This is a genomic window from Mesorhizobium sp. WSM4837 (genome assembly GCF_055811435.1).
Genome location: NZ_JBVVQE010000013.1, coordinates 110,473 through 129,961, shown reverse-complemented (window position 1 = coordinate 129,961; position 19,489 = coordinate 110,473). Strand labels below are relative to the sequence as shown.

At 62.3% G+C, this 19,489-nt stretch carries 19 protein-coding genes and 1 pseudogene; 18 read left to right on the top strand and 2 right to left on the bottom strand.

Annotated elements, in window-relative coordinates; translation table 11 throughout:
- Nucleotides 1-215, bottom strand: a 215-nt coding sequence (locus tag AC0L3D_RS10420) for a co-chaperone GroES (RefSeq protein ID WP_473626160.1), incomplete at its 3' end; no start/stop codon positions are given.
- Nucleotides 216-560: 345 nt separating this feature from the next.
- On the opposite strand from AC0L3D_RS10420, the gene AC0L3D_RS10415 reads away from it, so the two are divergent.
- Complete coding sequence (locus AC0L3D_RS10415) at nt 561-770, top strand: hypothetical protein (protein ID WP_473478894.1); 210 nt, start codon at nt 561-563, stop codon at nt 768-770.
- A gap of 897 nt (nt 771-1,667) precedes the next feature.
- Here AC0L3D_RS10415 and AC0L3D_RS10410 read toward each other — a convergent pair.
- Nucleotides 1,668-1,892: pseudogene (locus tag AC0L3D_RS10410) on the bottom strand (recombinase family protein); the annotation flags it as partial.
- Between AC0L3D_RS10410 and AC0L3D_RS10405 the strand changes: the two are divergent.
- From AC0L3D_RS10405 to nuoG, 17 genes are all read left to right on the top strand, one after another.
- Nucleotides 1,795-2,433, top strand: a complete 639-nt coding sequence (locus AC0L3D_RS10405) for a type I restriction enzyme subunit R domain-containing protein (protein ID WP_473644154.1) — start codon at nt 1,795-1,797, stop codon at nt 2,431-2,433. The pseudogene AC0L3D_RS10410 and the gene AC0L3D_RS10405 overlap by 98 nt on opposite strands.
- A 1,248-nt stretch (nt 2,434-3,681) precedes the next feature.
- A complete protein-coding gene (locus tag AC0L3D_RS10400) occupies nt 3,682-3,927 on the top strand; it encodes a hypothetical protein (protein WP_473626166.1) in 246 nt (81 codons plus the stop codon).
- A gap of 423 nt (nt 3,928-4,350) precedes the next feature.
- On the top strand, nt 4,351-4,782 hold the full coding sequence (locus AC0L3D_RS10395; RefSeq protein ID WP_473626167.1) for a CBS domain-containing protein: 432 nt from the start codon (nt 4,351-4,353) through the stop codon (nt 4,780-4,782).
- Nucleotides 4,783-5,060: 278 nt separating this feature from the next.
- Complete coding sequence (locus AC0L3D_RS10390) at nt 5,061-5,561, top strand: NADH-quinone oxidoreductase subunit J (RefSeq protein WP_023800377.1); 501 nt, start codon at nt 5,061-5,063, stop codon at nt 5,559-5,561.
- Complete coding sequence (nuoK, locus tag AC0L3D_RS10385; RefSeq protein WP_023800378.1) at nt 5,561-5,863, top strand: NADH-quinone oxidoreductase subunit NuoK; 303 nt, start codon at nt 5,561-5,563, stop codon at nt 5,861-5,863. Before AC0L3D_RS10390 ends, nuoK begins: the two co-directional genes overlap by 1 nt.
- A 4-nt stretch (nt 5,864-5,867) precedes the next feature.
- Nucleotides 5,868-7,331 (top strand): monovalent cation/H+ antiporter subunit D family protein, encoded by a 1,464-nt coding sequence (locus AC0L3D_RS10380; RefSeq protein ID WP_473626168.1) that lies wholly within the window; start codon nt 5,868-5,870, stop codon nt 7,329-7,331.
- Entirely contained in the window at nt 7,328-7,582 is a 255-nt protein-coding gene (locus tag AC0L3D_RS10375; protein ID WP_023800380.1) for a hypothetical protein, read from the top strand. The genes AC0L3D_RS10380 and AC0L3D_RS10375 overlap by 4 nt, the downstream gene beginning before the upstream one ends.
- Complete coding sequence (locus AC0L3D_RS10370) at nt 7,575-9,335, top strand: Na(+)/H(+) antiporter subunit D (RefSeq protein ID WP_287219786.1); 1,761 nt, start codon at nt 7,575-7,577, stop codon at nt 9,333-9,335. Before AC0L3D_RS10375 ends, AC0L3D_RS10370 begins: the two co-directional genes overlap by 8 nt.
- A 7-nt stretch (nt 9,336-9,342) precedes the next feature.
- Nucleotides 9,343-10,818, top strand: coding sequence for an NADH-quinone oxidoreductase subunit M (locus tag AC0L3D_RS10365; protein WP_473644152.1), 1,476 nt, complete (start codon nt 9,343-9,345; stop codon nt 10,816-10,818).
- Nucleotides 10,815-12,254 (top strand): NADH-quinone oxidoreductase subunit N, encoded by a 1,440-nt coding sequence (locus AC0L3D_RS10360; RefSeq protein WP_473644150.1) that lies wholly within the window; start codon nt 10,815-10,817, stop codon nt 12,252-12,254. The genes AC0L3D_RS10365 and AC0L3D_RS10360 overlap by 4 nt, the downstream gene beginning before the upstream one ends.
- A gap of 153 nt (nt 12,255-12,407) precedes the next feature.
- Nucleotides 12,408-12,773: an NADH-quinone oxidoreductase subunit A gene (locus AC0L3D_RS10355; RefSeq protein WP_254022062.1), complete on the top strand. Its 366-nt coding sequence runs from the start codon at nt 12,408-12,410 to the stop codon at nt 12,771-12,773.
- A complete protein-coding gene (locus AC0L3D_RS10350) occupies nt 12,761-13,264 on the top strand; it encodes a NuoB/complex I 20 kDa subunit family protein (RefSeq protein WP_254022061.1) in 504 nt (167 codons plus the stop codon). The genes AC0L3D_RS10355 and AC0L3D_RS10350 overlap by 13 nt, the downstream gene beginning before the upstream one ends.
- Nucleotides 13,261-13,797: an NADH-quinone oxidoreductase subunit C gene (locus AC0L3D_RS10345; protein ID WP_473626175.1), complete on the top strand. Its 537-nt coding sequence runs from the start codon at nt 13,261-13,263 to the stop codon at nt 13,795-13,797. The genes AC0L3D_RS10350 and AC0L3D_RS10345 overlap by 4 nt, the downstream gene beginning before the upstream one ends.
- A 28-nt stretch (nt 13,798-13,825) precedes the next feature.
- Nucleotides 13,826-15,040 (top strand): NADH dehydrogenase (quinone) subunit D, encoded by a 1,215-nt coding sequence (gene nuoD, locus AC0L3D_RS10340; protein ID WP_287219778.1) that lies wholly within the window; start codon nt 13,826-13,828, stop codon nt 15,038-15,040.
- An 18-nt stretch (nt 15,041-15,058) separates the two neighbouring features.
- On the top strand, nt 15,059-15,571 hold the full coding sequence (locus tag AC0L3D_RS10335) for an NADH-quinone oxidoreductase subunit NuoE (RefSeq protein ID WP_065007026.1): 513 nt from the start codon (nt 15,059-15,061) through the stop codon (nt 15,569-15,571).
- Between the two features lie 5 nt (nt 15,572-15,576).
- Nucleotides 15,577-16,842, top strand: a complete 1,266-nt coding sequence (gene nuoF, locus AC0L3D_RS10330) for an NADH-quinone oxidoreductase subunit NuoF (protein WP_473644148.1) — start codon at nt 15,577-15,579, stop codon at nt 16,840-16,842.
- Nucleotides 16,843-16,873: 31 nt separating this feature from the next.
- Nucleotides 16,874-19,483, top strand: coding sequence for an NADH-quinone oxidoreductase subunit NuoG (gene nuoG / locus AC0L3D_RS10325; protein WP_473644146.1), 2,610 nt, complete (start codon nt 16,874-16,876; stop codon nt 19,481-19,483).
- Nucleotides 19,484-19,489 lie beyond the last annotated feature (6 nt).

Genomic DNA, 19,489 nt, shown 5'->3' with positions numbered 1-19,489 from the left:
TTGCCGAACAGGATGCGATCGCCGGCCTTGACGTCCAGCGGGACGAGCTTGCCGGCTTCGTCGCGGGCGCCGGAACCGACGGCGATGATCTCGCCTTCCTGCGGCTTTTCCTTTGCCGTGTCGGGGATGATGATGCCGCCGGAGGTCTTGGATTCGGATTCGACCCGACGAACGACCACGCGGTCATGCAGCGGCCGGAAATTCGACTTTGCCATTTTGGATATCCCTGGTGCGGAGGTTGAAAGGTTCTCCGTTGCCGGAGCGTGGTTAGCACTCGCCAGTGGAGAGTGCTAACGTGGCGCTGAAATAGGCTGCGGGCTCGTACTAGTCAAGACGTACGAGGGGACGGCCGAAGAGCAAAGGATTTGGAATCGGCGCGGAAGCCTCGCCCCCGTTACGGTGCATCCAACTGCCTAAGCGAGCGTTTCGGCCGTAAGCTCTGGGCCAACTTTCGTCTCTGTTTGGAATGTGAAATTATGTGAAATTAGTGGCCAAGCAGTCGGCCGGAATCGATGGCCAGCCAAACAGTCTTGAGCTTTTTGCAATTCATCAGAACCTAAGTGGCATCGCCCAAAGGAGCGCTTATCGCAATCGATGGTCTGCAAATGCCTGCCGAAGCGCCTGGCAATCCTAAAGCAAGGCGCTCGCAATTTGCTCGTTCGGTAGGTTCCGATCAGCAGGTCGATAGGAATGCTCGTTTTGAGGACGATGTTTGGGATTTCGTGATCGAGGTGGATTGTTTCCGTGGTGAGGTTTGCGTCGGCGATTAGATAGACAAGATGGCGCGCCCGTCCAGTGCGCCTACCGCGCGAATCTCTCCCTTCACGAATTCCGCCGTGAACGCAGCGCGTTGAGCCGCAACGGCACCGGAAAGCCTTGACGATCATGCCGGGTACTGGCGTGTGCTGCGATGTTGTAGGTGGTCACGCGGGCCTTGACGTCATTGCGACGGTAAATGAGCAGCGGGGACCGGGTTGGGGGGCTTGGGGTTAGTCCCCGCTGCTTTGAGCTGCCTTCGCAGGGTGCAGTGGCAGCACAACTAAAATAGTGACTGAGCGATGACAGGACCCAGACAGCGGAGCCTTGGGCACCCTGTCAGTCTTACATCGGCTAGTGCCGCCCCCCAAGGCTACCCGGGCGGGTGTCTCAAGAGTGCGGCCGGGGACGGACCTTCAAAGATTGCGACTTCCGCACCCCAGCCTACACTCCGGCCTGACGCGCGTGCCCACCCAATGACGAGTGCCCACCCAATTGACCCCAGCGTCAAGCGACAGGTCATTAGTAGCCGATAAAGATCGCCCCCAAATCGGCCGCTTGGGCTAGCTCGGATAGACAATTCGGGTGAGCGGGTTCAACGGGGTCAAAAGGAGGGGTCGGAATATCCGGGCCAAATTTTCTTACGACCCATCGGATAACAGGCTCATGCGTGGCACCCCCCGTGCCCCTTCGGTTTCACCACACAGGCCCGAGCGAGACGAGCCGCCAGACGCCGAGAGGCTGCCCGGTGGCGGTACCTCAGACCGACATGAGCACGCGCTGGCGGGGCTATCCTTGTCCAGCGGTTGGAGTGCGGAGTGTGCGTAGGGCATACCAATCGGGTCGCCTCCTTGCGGCTGTCGTCAGTGCAACGTAGCTACCGGGTAACGAAATGGAGGGGTCTATGTTTCTATGGCCGCATTGCGCTCCTGGTCCTCAGGCCGCTCCCGGTACCGCCCTTCCTGCTTGGCCTTCCGGATACCCTGGGCCTGCCGCCGCCGCCTGTCGTCATAGTCCTTGCGGGCAATCGCGGCGATCATGTCCAGCATCATCCCGTTGATGGCCTCCTGCATTCGGCCGGTGAACTCGTCGGTTCCGCTTGAAGCCATGCTCCAGGAGGTGGGGAGGTCGAGACTGGTCTTCGTCTGCGCGATGTGGATCACCGGCTTCGACGTGCCAACCTGCTCGACGATCCATCTCGACAAGCCAATGAAGAACCACACTCTGATGCAGACGATCGCGCGCGGGAACCGAGTTGCGCCCGGCAAACAAGCTGGTCAGCGCGGATCGATCCGCTGCGCGACCAAACGCAGTCGTTGCGCGTGTGCAAGGTCGAGGAGGCGATCTTCAAGTTTACCGATCCCAACATTGCGGGGAATCCAAGCTCACGCGGCGACTCGCGCCCGGTCGGCCGGATTTCCAATAACCATCCGCAGGAAACATCGCGGAGCGAACCGACGCCGGCAGACGATCAATGACAAGCGTCTGAATTGTGACGACCTGCTCGCGCCCATAGGCCCCTTCGGCGACATCCCGCCAACGAACGCGTCCGCGCTGGCGAACCCAACGGACCTCGGCGACGGTGATATGCATATAGTCGCCGGCAATGCCAGGCCACGATCAGATCCATCGCAGCTTCGTTGCGCACCGGGACGACCGCGGCGACGGAGCACATAGCCTTCGGCCTGTTGGCCTTCGCGATACATTGGTTTTCGCGCGCAAGCGTCCACACCGCGTCTGCCGCTCCCTTCGCGCTGCTGTATTCCTCTATGAGCCTTTTCGCGATCGCCTCCCGCGTGGCGTCGTCCATTGACGCTGCATGCTCTCTGCGTAGCCGAAAGGCCTCGAGGAATCGCTGGTGCAAGGAAGAGACTGCCATCCGGAACTCGTTCACAATGTCGTTGATCACTGCTTGTGCGACAGAGGGGTTGGCGGGCCTTCGTTCTGAATGATCTTGAGTGAAACGGAGCCGGGTCGGCTGCTTACGTCGACCGCTTAGGAAGAGGCGACCGTCGCGCGTTGGGCCGAGCAGCACGGAAATGGCTGCAGAGAGATAGCACGCGGGTATAGATATTGGGACATGCGAACAGCGTGTCGGAGGAGCACCGTGTCGATGTCATCATCGGCATCGACGTAGATGCCGCGCATCAGCTTCACCAGTTTGCCCGTCTCTGCGTGTCTTCTCGATCGTTTCCCCGACCAGATGGAGAGGCATTCTAATTTTTCCGTACTTCAGTACGCGAAAGTACTGCCGAGAAAGCCTTTCTTGGGTCGTCTTCCGAGCGGAAACGTTGAAGGACAGAGGATCATTGGGCCTATGTGTCCACGCTAGCACGGTGATTCATCCTAAAAAATGCACGACAAGCTCCATCGAACAGGAGATTTGTCGTCAACCTGCCAGCGTATTACGTGATGTTGCTAGCACCGAAGAATTTCAAGCATCAAAAACTTGCCAATGAACGACCTCAAAAAGGTGTGCCCACACAATGTCACAGCAGATGAGAATGCGAAGCTTTGGTCGATCGAGGATCGACAGGATTCGACACGACACCCATCTCCTGCCAGCCCATTCCCGTCTACTCGACCTAGGGCTGTCGAGCATGAGCAAGACCGTCCTTGCCTTATGGTCTGTGAACTCCGGCTTTGACCTCGCCGAATGGCAGTCGTAAATAATGCAGTCAAAAGTGTGCATACCGCGACGGCGACCACATTGTTTTAGTCTTTTCAACAGCCTAAGAATCTGACGGTATTCTTGACGGTATTCATTGGAAAGATGATAAGATTTTATCAATCAAAACAAGCAGTTATAGACCTAATTGATCATTGAGTGGGAGTAGGGGAAAGACCTAATAAATTCGGCGAAGCGGCTGTTTTGGAGTAGATTAGCGTAGGATCTTCGGCGGTCCGGGAGTTCATCTGCCGCACATGATCAATGACGATCCTGATCGTCTTGTCACAGTAACGCCCGCCATAGTGATTCCACCGTTCACTCGATCGACCCGGATGTTTTACCACGAAGGATTCGCGTCCGACGCTGTGATGTCGCCCGGCATATTCTTCTGTTTCGAGGACCAGGCCCTGGAGCAGGCGCTTGAACAGGCGCGCCGGGTGCGTCACCTTCCAGTGCTCAACCGGCAGAAGCGAATGACGGGGCCTCATCTCGCTGAGTGATATCGCTCTGAAGGGCGAAAGTTCGAGCCTCGCGCCGCTTGCCAAAATCGCTGCACCGGACGCTGAACGGCACCTGCACGCCGCCTGAGGTTTCAGCGGCGGCGCTTGCGAAAATAGACGAAAGCGGCATGCCTTTAGAGGAACCAGGCATGCCGCCCATGAGTCCGACGGAATCGGCTTCCCTTGGAAATCCGTGGCGGCGCTCTCGGCTGATCGATGAGCATCGGCGCCGGCAAGGGCGACCCCTGTAGCAGGCGGCGATTTGTGTAAGCCAATCATGAAGGCCTACCGCCAGAAAGCACTGTGGCCTGAGATTTCAAGTCGGACTTGAAATATCAAGGCGCGCGGCGCACGATGGCGCAGAAATGCACCGAGAGGGAGACGGGGCGGAGGGCTGGAGCGTAGCAGCGCTTGGAGGAAGCCATGAACGTCAAAGCGATTCTCGAGGACAAGGGTCGAGCCGTCGAGACGATTGGCCCGAACGAGACGCTCGCCGTGGCGATCAACAGGCTCGCCGAGCACAGGATCGGCGCACTGGTCGTTACCAATGGCGATCGCAAGGTGGTCGGCATTGTGTCCGAGCGCGACGTCGTCTGCGCCTTGGACAAGCATGGGGCTGCGGCGCTGGAGCAGAGTGTCCGTCACGCAATGACCGCCAATGTCAAGCTCTGCACCGAGAACCACACGATCAACCAGGTCATGGAGATCATGACCACAGGCCGCTTCCGCCACCTGCCCGTGGTGAAGAACGGCCAACTGGACGGCATCGTCTCGATCGGCGACGTGGTGAAGAAGCGCATCGAGGAGGTCGAGCACGAGGCCGAAGAGATTATTCATTACATCTGGGCGGGGTAAGTTCGCCAAAGGCCCGCCGTCTGGCCGCGACGTCCTTTTTTCAGGGTTTCTGATCCCGTGCCGAACCTCCTTCGGCAGCCTGAATAACGGATAGGCAGGCTGCGGGATCGCACACCGTATCAGATGCTGAGACTTGGGCATAACGTAGCGCCAAACCATGTAATCTTGAGAAAAATTCGGTACTAGGGCACAATTTGTAGACGCATCTGAAGTGCGCAGCTATCTCAAACCCGGCCGCCTTGCGCCGAGTGACAGATCGCGGCGGAGGGTTGGCGTCGATGGATCAGGCGTTCTTTCTTCTGTTCGCTGCGGCGTCCGTGATCACGGCACTGACCGTGGTCCTGGCGCGGAATCCGGTTCACAGCGCATTGGCGCTGATGGCGTGTTTCCTGCAGATCTCGGCAATCTTCGTCTTGCTCGAGGCACCGTTGCTCGCTGTCATCCAGATCTTCGTCTATGTCGGCGCAATCATGGTCCTGTTCCTGTTCGTGATCATGATGATCGATGTGCGCGAAGCGGTATTGCAGCGGTTCTTGCCGGGCGGCAACCTGCCGGCTCTGGTGCTGCTCGTCCTGCTTGGGGTCGAGATGCTTGTACTGGTGCTCTGGAGCGACCGCTTTTCGGTCACGGAGCCCGTCGCGATGCGCGGCGGCGATCAGATCAGGCAGCTCAGCATGACACTTTTCGCCGACTATCTCCTACCGTTTGAAGCCGCCTCCGTGATCCTGCTGGCGGCCCTGGTCGGCGCCATCGTGCTGGCGCGGAAGGAGCAGGGGTGATGGTTCCGCTCTGGTGGTATATTTTGCTCGGAGTGGTCCTGTTCGTGATCGGAGCGGCGGGCGTGCTGCTCAGGCGCAATATCCTGGTCGTGCTGATGTCGCTGGAGTTGCTGCTCAACTCGGTCAACATCAATTTCATCGCTTTCGGGCGTTACTACGACGATTTCCGCGGGCAGATCTTCGCGATCTTCGTCATCGCAATCACCGCGGCGGAGGTTGCGGTCGCCCTCGGGATTCTGGTCGCCCTCGTGAGGAACAAGTCCACCCTCAAGGTCGACGACGTGACCATGATGAAAGGATAGCGGCTTGGACCCGGTGATATCGATCCGGCCGCTGCTTGCCGTCGGCGTCGCAGGCCTGGCGGCCCTTGCAGTTCTCGTTCTGAACAACCGCGAGAAACTCCGCGATCTCGTCTCGCCCTTGGCCGCGATCGCCATGTTCGCAATTGTCGCCTCGATGGCACCCACGGTGCTGGCCGGCGGGACGGTCGATTTGCGCCTGTTCGAGATTCTGCCGGGGATCGACTTCGCTTTCCGGGTCGATGCGCTCGGCATGGTGTTTGCCACCGTCTCGTCGCTCTTGTGGATCGTGGCGGCGATCTATTCCATCGGCTACATGCGCCACTTGAACGAGCACGCGCAGACCCGGTTCTTCGCCTGCTTCGCCGCCAGCCTCGCGGCGGCCGTCGGGGGCGCCTTCGCCGCCAATCTGTTCACGCTGGTGATCTTCTACGAGGTGCTCAGCCTCGTTACCTATCCGCTCGTCTATCACCATGAGGACGAAGAGGGATGGACGGGTAGCCGCAAGTACCTCGTCTATTTGATGGGGGCGTCGAAAAGCGTGCTTCTCGCCGCGCTGGCGCTGACCTACCATCTGGCGGGGTCGCTCGACTTCGTGCCAGGCGGGCTGCTGGCCGGGGTCGATGCCTCGCCGGCGCTGCTGACCGTGGTCTACTTCTGCTATCTGTTCGGCTTCGCCAAGGCCGCGGTGATGCCGATGCACGCCTGGCTGCCTGCCGCGATGGTCGCGCCGACACCGGTCAGCGCACTCTTGCATGCGGTGGCCGTGGTCAAGATGGGCGTGTTCTGCGTGCTGCGGGTGGTGTTCCATGTCTTCGGCACGGGGCTGGTGGACGGGCTGGGGCTCGGCATCGCAACGGCCTATCTGGTCTCGTTCACCATCCTGATGGCGTCCATCTACGCCCTGACGCGGGACGACCTGAAGGCGCGGCTCGCCTATTCGACGGTCAGCCAACTCTCCTACATCGTGCTGGGCGCGGTCCTGCTGTCGCCGGTCGCGATGGTTGGCGGGATCATCCACATTGCGGCGCATGCGTTCTCCAAGATCACGCTCTTTTTCTGCGCCGGGTCGATCTATTGCGCGTCCGGCAAGCGGAACATCAGCGACATGGCCGGCATCGGCCGCAGGCTGCCCTGGACGATGGGCGCGTTCTTCGTGGCCTCGCTCAGCATGATCGGGGTGCCGCCGACCGCGGGCTTCGTCAGCAAGTGGTATCTGGCGCTGGGCTCGGTGGAGGCGGGGGAGATTGCGTTCCTGGTCGTGCTCTTGGTGAGCTCGGTCCTGAACGCCGCCTACTTCCTGCCGGTCAGCTATGTCGCTTTTTTCGGGACGGAGACACAGGAAAGTCCGGCGACCGTCCGTGAAATTCCGATGGTGACGATCCCACTGGTCGCGACCGCGATCCTGTCGGTGTCGATGGGTATTTTCCCCGGCTATTTTCTCACCCTGGCGGAAGGAGTGGTCAGATGATCAGGCGTGTCGTCGATTTCTTTGGTGAGGCGAGATACGCGGAGCAACGCCGCCGGCTGTTTTATCTGGCGCTCGTTCTGATCGTCATCGCCGATTTTCTGGTCCCCCGCGAACACGCTGAATTCCTGTGGGACCGCTTGCCGGGCTGGTCGGCCGTCTATGGCTTCTTGTCCTGCGTACTGCTGATCTTCGTCTCCAAGTTCCTCGGCCATCAGGGCGGGTTGATGCGGCGCGAGGACTATTATGATTGACTTCGTCCATCCCGCCCTGCTGTTCATTCTTGGCGCCCTGCCGATCCCTTTTCTGAAAGGATCAATCCGCAAGGCCTATCTGATGTTGATTCCCGTGCTGGCGATCCTCGCCGTGCTCACCGTGCAGCCGGGCAGCTACGGCGCGGCGGAGTTCATCGGGCAGGAAATCCTGATTGCGAAGGTCGACAGGCTGAGCATCGTCTTCGCCACCGTTTTCACCATCATGGCGCTGATCGGCATGGTCTATGCGCTGCACCTGACGGGCGCCGGAGAGCATGTGGCGGCGTTCGTCTATGTTGGCAGCGCGCTCGGCGTGGTGTTTGCAGGCGACTACCTGACCCTGTTCCTGTTCTGGGAAGGTATGGCGTTTGCCTCTGCCTATCTGGTCTTTGCCCAGCGCGGCAAGCAGGCGATCCGTGCGGGGTTCCGGTATCTCATGGTCCATATCACCGGCGGCGTCGCCCTGCTGGGTGGCGTCATTCTCCACGGGCTCGCCACAGGTTCGCTGCTCTTCGGCCCGATCGAGGGGGGGATGGGCGTCGCCGCCTACCTGATCCTTGCCGGGTTCATGCTCAACGCCGCGGTGCCGCCTCTCAACGCCTGGCTGACAGACGCCTACCCGGAGGCGACCGTCACCGGAGCGGTGTTCATGAGCGCCTTCACCACCAAGACCGCCGTCTATGTGCTGGCCCGGGCGTTTCCGGGCACCGAGCTTCTCGTTTGGCTCGGCACGGCAATGGCGCTTTACGGCGTCATCTACGCGGTGCTGGAGAACGACTGCCGTCGGCTCCTGGCCTATCACATCGTCAGCCAGGTGGGCTACATGGTGGCGGGCGTCGGCATCGGTACCGAGATGGCGGTGAACGGGGCCTCCAGCCATGCCTTCGCGCATATCCTCTACAAGGCGCTCCTGTTCATGGGTGCGGGGGCGGTGATCCACGTCACCGGGCGGCGCAAGCTCACCGAGCTCGGTGGGCTCTACAGGACCATGCCGCTGACCGTGGCGCTCTACATGGTCGGCGCCTTCGCGATCTCGGCATTTCCGTTCTTCTCGGGCTTCGTGACCAAATCGATGGTGGTGGCCGCCGCCGGACAGGATCACCGCGCGCTGGTGGTGCTGGCGCTGACGATGGCATCATCTGGGACCTTCCTGCACACTGGGCTCAAGCTCCCGTACTACATGTTCTTCGGCATGGACCGGAAGCTGGAGGCGCGGGAGCCGCCCCGCAACATGCTTGTTGCGATGGGAATGGCGGCGGTGCTGTGCATCGCGATCGGGGTGTTCCCCCAACCACTTTACGCGCTGCTGCCCCATCCAGTCGACTTCGAACCCTACACCGGCGTCCATATCACCGAGAGCCTCGGCATACTGATGTTCACCGCATTGGGCTTCGTGCTGTTCCTCAGGGCGCTCGACCCCGAGAACACGATCAGCATCGACACCGACTGGTTCTACCGCAAAGGCGCGCGGCATTTCATGTGGCTCGCCGAAAAACCGCTGGCGCGCTACGAGAAGGCGGTGAGCGACGTGTCCGAGACCGCGGTGCTGCCCTTCCTACACGGAACCGCACGGGCCGGACTGCGGATCGATCTCAACGGTGTGGACGCCGTCGTGAACGGCGTCGCCCGCTCAATCCTGCGCGGTGGCGGTGCGCTGCGCAAGCTGCAGACCGGCGTCGTGACCCATTACGCGCTGGCGATGATCGTCGGTGTGATCGCAGCCATCGCCGTCTTCGCTGTGGTGTGGCGGTAGGGGTGCGATGGCGTTCCCGCTGCTTAGCCTCATCGTGTTCATGCCCGCCGCCGGGGCAGCGGTTCTGATGTTTCTCCGCAGCGACGATGCGGTGCGGTGGACGGCGCTAGGTGTCACCGTCCTCGACCTCGCTCTCTGCATCGCTATGCTGGCCGGCTTTGACACCACTACCCACGAGATGCAGTTCACCGAGACGCGCCCGTGGGTGCCCGCGCTCGGGATCACTTACGCGCTTGGAATCGACGGAATCAGCGCGCTCTTCGTGTTCCTGACCGCGCTATTGGGCTGGATCTGTGTGCTCGCCTCTTGGGTCGCGATCGACCGCAAGGTGAAGGAGTTCATGGTCAGCCTGCTGGCCATGCAGGCGCTGATGCTGGGGGTGTTCTGTGCGCTCGACCTGTTCCTGTTCTACGTCTTCTGGGAGGCGATGCTGATCCCGATGTACGTGATCATCGGCGTCTGGGGCGGCGACGGCCGGGTCTATGCGGCGTTCAAATTCTTCCTCTACACGCTGGCGGGCAGCCTTCTGTTCCTGATCGGTGTCATCGTGCTCTATTTCCACGGCGGCGAAACCTTCGACATCCGCGCCCTGATGGCGCAGGATTTGCCGTTCCGGGTCCAGTCCTGGCTGTTCTTCGCCTTCCTGATCGCGTTTGCGGTCAAGGTGCCGATGGTCCCGGTCCATACCTGGCTGCCGGACGCCCATGTGCAGGCGCCGACGGCGGGTAGCATCATCCTCGCCGGCGTTCTCCTGAAGATGGGCGCCTACGGCTTCCTGCGGTTCTCGCTGCCGATGCTGCCGGAGGCGTCGCTGTATTATTCGACGCTAATGCTTTCGCTTTCGGCGCTCGCAATCGTCTATGGCGGGTTACTCGCGCTGGCGCAGGACGACCTCAAGAAGCTGGTGGCCTATTCCAGCATCAGCCACATGGGTTTCGTGACGCTGGGTATCTTCACGTTGAACCTCCGCGGGCTCGAGGGCGGCATCCTGCAAATGTTCAATCATGGCGTAACGACGGGCGCGTTGTTTCTGTTCGTCGGCCTGATCTACGAGCGGACCCATACCCGCAGCATCGCGGATTATGGTGGGCTGATGAAGGCGGCGCCGGTCTATACCGCGTTTCTTGCGCTGTTCACCCTGTCGTCGATGGCGCTGCCGGGAACGAATTCGTTCGTGGGCGAGTTGCTGGTGCTGTCGGGCGCGTTTGCGGCCAATCTGGCCGTCGGCGCGGCCGCCGTTTTGGGGGCACTGCTGGGCGCGGCCTATCTGCTTGGCATGTACAGGAAAGTCGCGCTTGGTCCAGCCAGCATCGGCGTGCGGTTCAAGATTCGCGACGTAAACGCCCGCGAACTGGTGACGATCCTGCCGCTGGCGGTCTTCGTGCTCTGGGTCGGGCTCTATCCGAAACCTTTTCTCAACATCATCGGGCCTTCGGTGAGACATCTGCTCACGCAGGTGCATTCTAACGGGGGCGGCCAATGACCGCTGCCACGCTTTTCCAGTCGATCCTAGCGAGCCTGCCCGAGATCGTGGTGGTCACTGGGGCCTGCATCTTGCTGATTCTGGGACAGCTTGTGCCAAAGGGACAGGGGTATTTCCTCGTCTGGGCTTCCGCTGCAACCGTGCTGGTTGCGGCCCTGGCGACACTGTTACTGGCGGGCGAGGTGCGGCCGGCCTATTCGGGCATGTTTATCGCCGACCGCTTCGCGGTCTTCTTCAAGATGGTGTTCTACCTTTCGACCATCCTGACGTTCCTCCTGTCGCGAAAATATGCCGAGATCGAGGAGATCGCGTTGAGCGAATACTATGTCCTGCTGCTCTTTGCGCTTTCCGGCATGATGATCATGGCCTCGGCAACCGACCTTCTGTCGATCTATGTCGGCCTCGAGCTGATGGCGCTCTCGACCTATGTGCTCACCGGCTTCCTAAGGAAGGAGCGGCGGTCGAACGAGGCGGCGCTGAAATACGTGGTTCTCGGCGGGGTCTCGACGGGAATCTTCCTCTACGGCGTCTCGCTGATCTACGGGATCACCGGCACGACGCAGCTGGACGGGATGGCTGCGGCGGTGACCGGCGACCCGCTCGATCCCGGATTGCTCCTGGCGGTGGTCTTCATCGTCGCGGGGCTGGTCTTCAAGGTCGGCGCGGTGCCGTTCCACATGTGGGTGCCGGACGTCTATGAAGGCGCGCCGACGACAATCACGGCCTTCATGTCGGTCGCCCCCAAGGCGGCGGGGTTCGCGGTGATCCTGCGCGTGTTCCTCAACCCGCTGGTCGCCGCTTCCGACGCCTGGATCATCGTCGCGGTGATCGCGGTGGTGACGATGGCGCTCGGCAGCTTCGTGGCGCTGGTGCAGGACAATTTCAAGCGCCTGCTCGCCTATTCCAGCATCGCCCATGCGGGCTTCGCGCTCTTCGGCGTGGTGGCGGGTGGCGCCGACGGGATTGCCGGCGTGATGCTCTACCTGCTGATCTACGCCTTCATGAATCTTGGTATCTTCGGCATCGTCATCATGATGCGGAATGGCGATTTCTCCGGCGAGGTCATCGAGGACTACGCCGGCTTCGCCAAGTCGCATCGCGGGTTGGCGCTTCTGATGCTGCTCTACCTGTTCTCGCTCGCCGGCATTCCGCCGACAGCCGGGTTCTTCGCCAAGTTCTACGTGCTGGTGGCGCTCATCGAGCGGGGTTTCGTCACGCTGGCGGTGATCGCGGTGCTGCTGAGCGCCGTCGCCGCCTACTTCTACATCCGCATCGTCATGGTGATCTACATGCGCGAGCCGGAGCGCGCGTTCGAGCCTGCCCTGACGCCGTCCGTCCGCGCCACGCTCGCCTTGACCGCCGCCGGCACCATCGGCATCGGACTGTTTCCGGCGTGGTTTCTGAGGCTTGCCCAGAGTTCCGTGTTCGGCGGTTGACCACGATTGGGTTTGCAATGAACCGGCCAAGGGAATACTCTGGAGCGTACGAAAGGATGCCCTAGTCGCTGCACGAGGGCCAGCACCGCCGGCCTGAAGATTGGTCGGTCGCAGCTTGAGCAAGCCCTCGGTGGGTGACCAGGGCAGCGCGACATGACTGGAATGGAATTCCTGCCGGTTCTCTTCATGGTCGCCGGAATTGTCCTGGTGGCCGTGGTGACGCTGTTCGTCTCCTCGCTCCTGCGCCCGTCCAACCCCTATCCCGCGAAGAACATGCCCTATGAGTGCGGCATGGACCCGGCCGGCGAGGCCGCCGGGGGCCGCTTCAGGGTGCAGTTCTTCATCCTCGCAATCCTGCTGGTGGTGTTCGACGTCGAGGCGATGTTCCTGTTTCCCTGGGCGGTCGTGCTGAAGGAGATCGGGCTCGTCGGCTATGTCGAGATGTTTGTCTTCATGCTGCTGCTTATCGTGGGCTTCGCCTACGCCTGGCTGAAGGGAGCGCTGGAATGGGAGGAGTAGGCGAAACGATCCGCGACAGCGTGCTGTTCACCACCGCCGACAGTGTCATCAGCTGGAGCCGGCGGTCGGCGCTCTGGCCCGAGACCTTCGGGATTGCCTGCTGCGCCATCGAGATGATCTCGGCCGGCTGTGCCCGCTACGATCTCGACCGCTTCGGCGTGGTGTTCCGGCCTTCGCCGCGCCAGTCCGACGTGATGATCATCGCCGGCACGGTGACGCGGAAGTTCGCTCCGGTCGTGCGCCGGCTCTATGACCAGATGCCGGAGCCGCGCTGGGTCATCGCCATGGGCACCTGCGCGATCTCGGGCGGGGTCTACAACACCTACGCCGTGGTGCAGGGGGCGGAGACTTTCGTGCCGGTGGACGTGCATGTGCCCGGCTGCCCGCCGCGGCCCGAGGCGCTGATGCATGGCATCCTTCTGCTTCAGGAGAAGATCAAAAAATCCCGGGCGCTGGCCGGGACGCCTCTGGAACGGATCGCGGCGTCATGAGCGGCGAAGCCCCTCTCATCCCCGCGGCGATCGCGGAGCGTTTCAGCGGGGGGATCGACGACCTCGGTTTCGCGCACGGTGTTCATGCCTTCGCCGCGCCGTCCGGAATGATCGTCGATCTCTGCCGGTTCCTGAAGGAAAACACTATGCTGAGGTTCGATTTCCTGTCCGACATCTGCGGCGTCGATCACTACCCCGACACACCACGCTACGAGGCGGTGTACCACCTCTATTCGCTGCCGAACAAATGGCGCGTTCGGATCAAATGCCGCCTCGGCGATCCGCCGCGGGTCCCGTCAGTGACGGGGGTCTGGCGCACCGCCAACTGGCACGAGCGCGAGGCCTGGGACATGTATGGCATCCGGTTCGAGGGCCATCCCGACCTGCGCCGGATCTACATGTGGGAAGGCTTCGAGGGCTTTCCTCAGCGCAAGGACTTTCCGCTCCGGGGCTACAAGGACACGCTGAACCCGTTTGGCGCGGAAGGCCCGCCGCCGACGCAGCCCGATCTCGCCACCAAGGACATTCCATAAGGGAGGCCGTTCGAAGCCGGGAAGTGAGATGACCGAAGTCACGGAACTGAGCAGGCCGGCAGGTGAAGCGCTCGACACAAAGGAGGTGCTTCTCAACCTCGGCCCGCAGCATCCCAGCACGCATGGGGTGCTGCGGCTCGTCCTTGAGCTGGACGGCGAGTATGTCGCGCGCGTGGACCCACACATCGGCTACCTCCACCGCGGCACCGAAAAGCTGGCCGAGAGCTTCACTTACACCCAGATTTTTCCGCTAACCGACCGGCTCGACTACCTCTGCCCGCCCTCGAACAACCTCGCTTTCGCGCTAGCGGTGGAGAAGCTCCTGGGCATCGAAGCGCCGATCCGCGCGCAATATATCCGCGTGCTGATGGCCGAACTCGCGCGGATCTCCGGTCACCTCCTGATCACCGGCGCGTTGCCGATGGACCTGGGCGCCATGACCGCGTTGGTTTACGCCATGCGCGAGCGTGAAATGATCATGGACCTATTGGAGATGATCAGCGGGGCGCGGATGCACACCTCCTTCTGCCGGGTCGGGGGTGTGCGCGAGGACCTGCCCGACGGGTTCTTCCCCAAGATCAGGGAGTTCTGCGACATCTTCCCGAATCGGATTCGCGACTATGAACGGCTGGTCGAGAACAACCGGGTGTTCCTGAAGCGAACGCAGGGGATCGGCGTGATCTCGGGCGAGGACGGTATCGATCTCGGCCTAAGCGGCCCGAACCTGCGCGCTTCAGGCGTCGACTGGGACATCCGCCGCGACGAGCCTTACGAGATTTACGACCGGCTCGACTTCAACGTGATCACCCGCGACGAGGGCGATTGCTACGCGCGCTGGCGATGCCGGGTCGAGGAGATGCGCGAGAGCGTCCGGATCATCGAACAATGCCTCGACCAGATGCCCGAGGGGCCGTTCCAGATCGATATGCCGACAATCGCTTTCCCGGTGAACAAGGACAAAGTACACTGCTCGATGGAGGCGCTGATCCAGCATTTCGACCTATCGGCCTATGGCTTCAAGGTGCCGAAGGGCGAGGTCTATTCGGCGATCGAGGCGCCAAAGGGCGAGCTCGGGTTCTACATCATCAGCGACGGGTCGCAAAAACCGTTCCGGATGAAAGTGCGGGCGCCGTCATTCGTCAACCTTCAGGGACTGTTCGGGGTCAGCAATGCCCGCTACCTGGCGGACATGATCGCCGTGCTCGGCAGCCTCGACCCTGTGATGGCCGAGGTAGACAAGTAGCAGGGAATTTTGGACGAGATGAACATGCGCGAACAGATAGAGGCGGCGGCGGCGCGGTATCCCGACCAGCGCTCGGCGATCATGCCCGCGCTTCTGATCGCGCAGAAGGAACATGGTCATCTGCCCGGCCCGGTGTTGGAAGAGGTCTCCGACATCCTGGGTGTCGAGCGGGTCTGGGTCTACGAATTGGCGACCTTCTACACCCTCTTCCATACCGAGCCGGTGGGTCTGTTCCACTTGCAACTCTGCGACAACCTATCCTGTATGCTGCGCCGATCCGAGGACCTACTGAGGCATCTGGAGACTGTGCTGGGGATCGAAAAGGGCGGCACGACCCCGGACGGGCTGTTCACGCTTTCGACCGTCGAATGCCTCGGCGCTTGCGAGATGGCCCCGGTGATGCAGGTCGGCGACGACTATCACGGCGACCTCGACATTGCGCGGATCGACGCGCTCTTGGACAGGCTGCGCGCGGCGGCAGGGCAAGCGACTGGCGCCGAACTCGCCGCCGCAGGACCGCCGGGTGAATAGCCGCCATGTTCGAACCGGTCCTTCTCAGAAACATGGACGTGCCGGATGGCCATCTGCTTTCGAGCTATGAGGCCGGCGGCGGCTACCAGGCGCTGGCGAAGGCGCTGCGCGAGCACACGCCCGACGAGATCATCGACCTCGTCAAGCAATCGAACCTGCGCGGTCGCGGCGGCGCCGGATTCCCGACGGGGTTGAAATGGAGCTTCGTGCCAAAACGGGCCGACAAGCCGAAATACCTGTGCTGCAACGCCGATGAGGGCGAGCCCGGCACGTTCAAGGACCGGATCATCATGGAGCGTGATCCGCACCAGCTGATCGAGGGCATGGCGATCAGCGCCTACGCGATCGGGGCGGAAACCGCCTATGTCTACATCCGCGGGGAATACGTGCTGGCGATCCACCGGCTGGAGCAGGCGATCGCCGAGGCCCATGCGAAGGGTTATCTGGGGACACGGATTCTGGGCTTGGATTTCAATTTCGTCGTGCACATCCATTGCGGCGCCGGCGCATATATCTGCGGCGAGGAGACGGCGATGCTCGACTCGCTCGAAGGCAAGCGGGCGCAGCCCCGTCTGAAACCGCCATTTCCGGCGGTCGCGGGGCTCTACGCCAGCCCGACCGTGATCAACAATGTCGAGACGCTGGTCTGCGTGCCGCATATTGTGGCGCGGGGGCCGGACTGGTTTCGCGGCATCGGCCCTGACAAGAGCCCCGGTCCGAAGCTTTATTGCCTCAGCGGGCACGTGCGGAACCCGGGCCTTTACGAACTGCCGATGGGCATATCGCTGCGTGAACTGGTCGAGGACCGCGCGGGCGGGCCGCCGCCGGGGCGCAGGATCAAGGCGGTGATCCCCGGCGGGGTCTCGGCGCCGCTGATCCCGGAGCGCGGGCTGGATGTCGGGATGGACTTCGACTCGCTGGCTGCGGTCGGCTCGATGCTTGGCTCGGCCGGAGTGATCGTGATCGACGACTCGACCTGCATGGTCAAGGTCGCCACCCGGATCATCGAGTTCTTCCACCACGAGTCCTGCGGGAAATGCACGCCTTGCCGCGAAGGGCTGAACTGGGTGGTGAAAGTGCTGCGCCGGGTCGAGGCAGGGCAGGGCGCGCCGGACGATCTGGAACAGCTGGAAGCGCTCTGCAAGGGCATTTTCGGCAACACGTTCTGCGCTCTGGGCGACGGCGCGGCTATGGGGCTGCGGGCGGCGCTGGCGCATTTCGAGCATGAATTCGTCGCCCATATCGAGGAGGGCAGGTGCTCGTTTCACTAAGGAGCGCGCAGGGAGAAGGCCGCAAGAAGTCATGGTTAGCGTCACGATCGATGAACAAACGCTGGAAGTGGAGGCAGGCTCTACGGTGCTGCAGGCTGCCGAGCGTTTGGGCATCGAAATCCCGACCTTCTGCTATCTGAAGCGGCTGCCGGCGCTGGCCTCCTGCCGCATGTGCCTGGTGGAGATCGAAGGGCAGCGGCGGCTGCAGCCTTCCTGCGCCACCGCGGTCACCGACGGCATGGTGGTGCGGACCAACACGCCGCTGGTCGACGAAACACGTTCTTCCATGCTCGACATGCTGCTCGCCAACCACCCCCTCGACTGCCCGATCTGTGACAAGGGCGGCGAATGTGAGCTTCAGAACCAGGTGATGGCGTACGGGCCCCGCGAAAGCCGGTTCCGCGATGCCAAACGTGTGTTCCACTCCGAGGACATCCGTCTCAGCCCCGTCATCATCATGAACGTCAACCGCTGCATCCAGTGCCAGCGCTGCGTCCGGATGTGCGAGGACGTGGTCGGAGCGGTCGCCTTGGGCACCATCGAAAAAGGCATGGATACCGCCGTCACCGGCTTCGAGGGCAGTCTCGCGAGTTGCGACCAGTGCGGCAATTGCGTCGAGGTCTGCCCGGTTGGCGCGCTGATGAGCTTCCCCTATCGCTACAAGGCGCGGCCCTGGGATCTGGTCGAGACCGACACGGTCTGTCCGCACTGCGGCACGGGCTGCCAGCTGACCGTCGGCACACGCAAGGGCGAGTTCATGCGGGTCCGCTCGAAGTGGGACGAGGGGCTCAACCGCGAAACGCTCTGCGTGCGGGGACGCTTCGGCCTCGATTTCGTAGAGAGCCAGGACCGGATCAAGCGGCCGATGATCCGTCGTGATGGTGCCTTGGTTCCGGTTTCCTGGGACGAAGCCGGGGACTACCTGCGCCTAGGCCTGTCGGCCGTCGAGAGCAAGGCTGCGGGCGGGCTGGCCTCGCCGCGCCTGCCCAACGAGGTGCTTTATCAGTTCCAGAAGCTGATGCGGACGGTATTCCGGACCAACAACATCGACTGCTCGTCGCGCTGGTCCACGCCCTTCGAGACGCTCGGCCCGTTGGTGGCGGGCTTCTACACCCGCGCGCCGCTGGAGGAGGTGATCGGCAACGACTGCGTGCTTGTCGTCGGTGGCAACGTGACCGACGAGAACCCGGTCACTGAATACCTGCTGCGAGACAGCGCCCGGCGGCGGCAGACCGGGTTGCTCATGCTCTCGGCGCGGCCATCCCGTCTGGACGCCGATGCCCGGGTGGTCGTTCGCGTTCGGCCGGGCGGTGAGGCAGCGAGCCTTGCCGCGGTAGTGGCCGGGCTGGTGGCGGCGGCTGGTCAGGCCTTGCCGCGTGACGTTTTTGCCGACAGGGGCGCGACAAGCGGTGGGCCGGAAGCGACCGCAGAGAGTAACGGGCCGGACCGTCTGGTCGCCGCGCTGCTGGAAGGCCGCAGCGTCACCGTTCTTGTCAGCGCCGATCTCCTGAGATCACCCGAAGCGCGCGCGACGTTGCAGCAACTCAGAAACCTGTTGCAGCTTCTCCGCATACTCGGCAAGGACCTGGCGATGCAGTTCCTCTTCGACCGTGCCAACCAGTTGGGCGCCTGGGACATGGGGGTTCTGTCGGCGGCACTGCCGGGGCTGCGCCCGGTCAACGATGATGCGGCGCGCACCGCTCTCGTACGGGCCTGGGGCGCCGAAATTCCGCCTGAGCCGGGCGCAGATCTCGACGCCATGCTGGCGCTTTGTAACGAGGGGCGGGTAGGCGCGCTTTATATCGCCGGAAGCGACCCTCTGATGGCCTATCCCGACCGGGGATTCGTCAAGCGGGCGCTTGATGCCACCGATCTCCTGATCGTGCAGGACACGTTCCTCACAGATACGGTGGGCGTGGCCGATGTCGTCCTGCCAGCGGCGGGTTATGGCGAGGAAACCGGCACCTTCACCAACAACGAGGGCCGGATCCAGAAGGTCTGCAAGTTCCGCGAACCCGCCTTCGAGGCGCGGGGCAATCTAGCGATCTTCGACTTCGTCGCAGCGCTCCGCAACCAGGCATTGCAACCGTCGATGCAAGGCGAAATCTTCCGCGAGATTGCCCGGCTGGTTCCGGCCTACCAAGGGCTGACGGACGGGCTTGGAGCCGACGGAGCATTCACCACGGCGGACCCGACGCCGCCGGCTGGCGAGTTCTTCGCCCCTCCGCCTAACCCGAATGCGGCCGACCGGCTCATGTTGGTCACCGGCAACTGCCTGTTCCACAATGGATATCTTTCCGAACGCTCGGAGATCCTGAATACGGTGGCGGATGACCCATATGTTGAGATGAGCGCGTGGGACGCCGCGCAGCTTTGCCTTTCGGATCGCGATCAGGTGGTCGTGCGATCCGCCCAGGGCGAACTGAGGGCGCAGCTCAAGGTCAACAGGCATTTTCCCCCGGACCTCGTGTTCGTGCCTGAAAACTATAGAGACCTGCGTCTCAACAGCCTTATGCGGCGGGGCGAATACCCTTGTCCGGTGGAGGTTCAAAAGGCGCACGCTGCCTTCGCCACCGGAGTCGGGGCGCGCCCTGAAAATCGCGGCCAAGGCATTGCCGAGCTTCCGGGCAGTTCACCCTAATCGGCT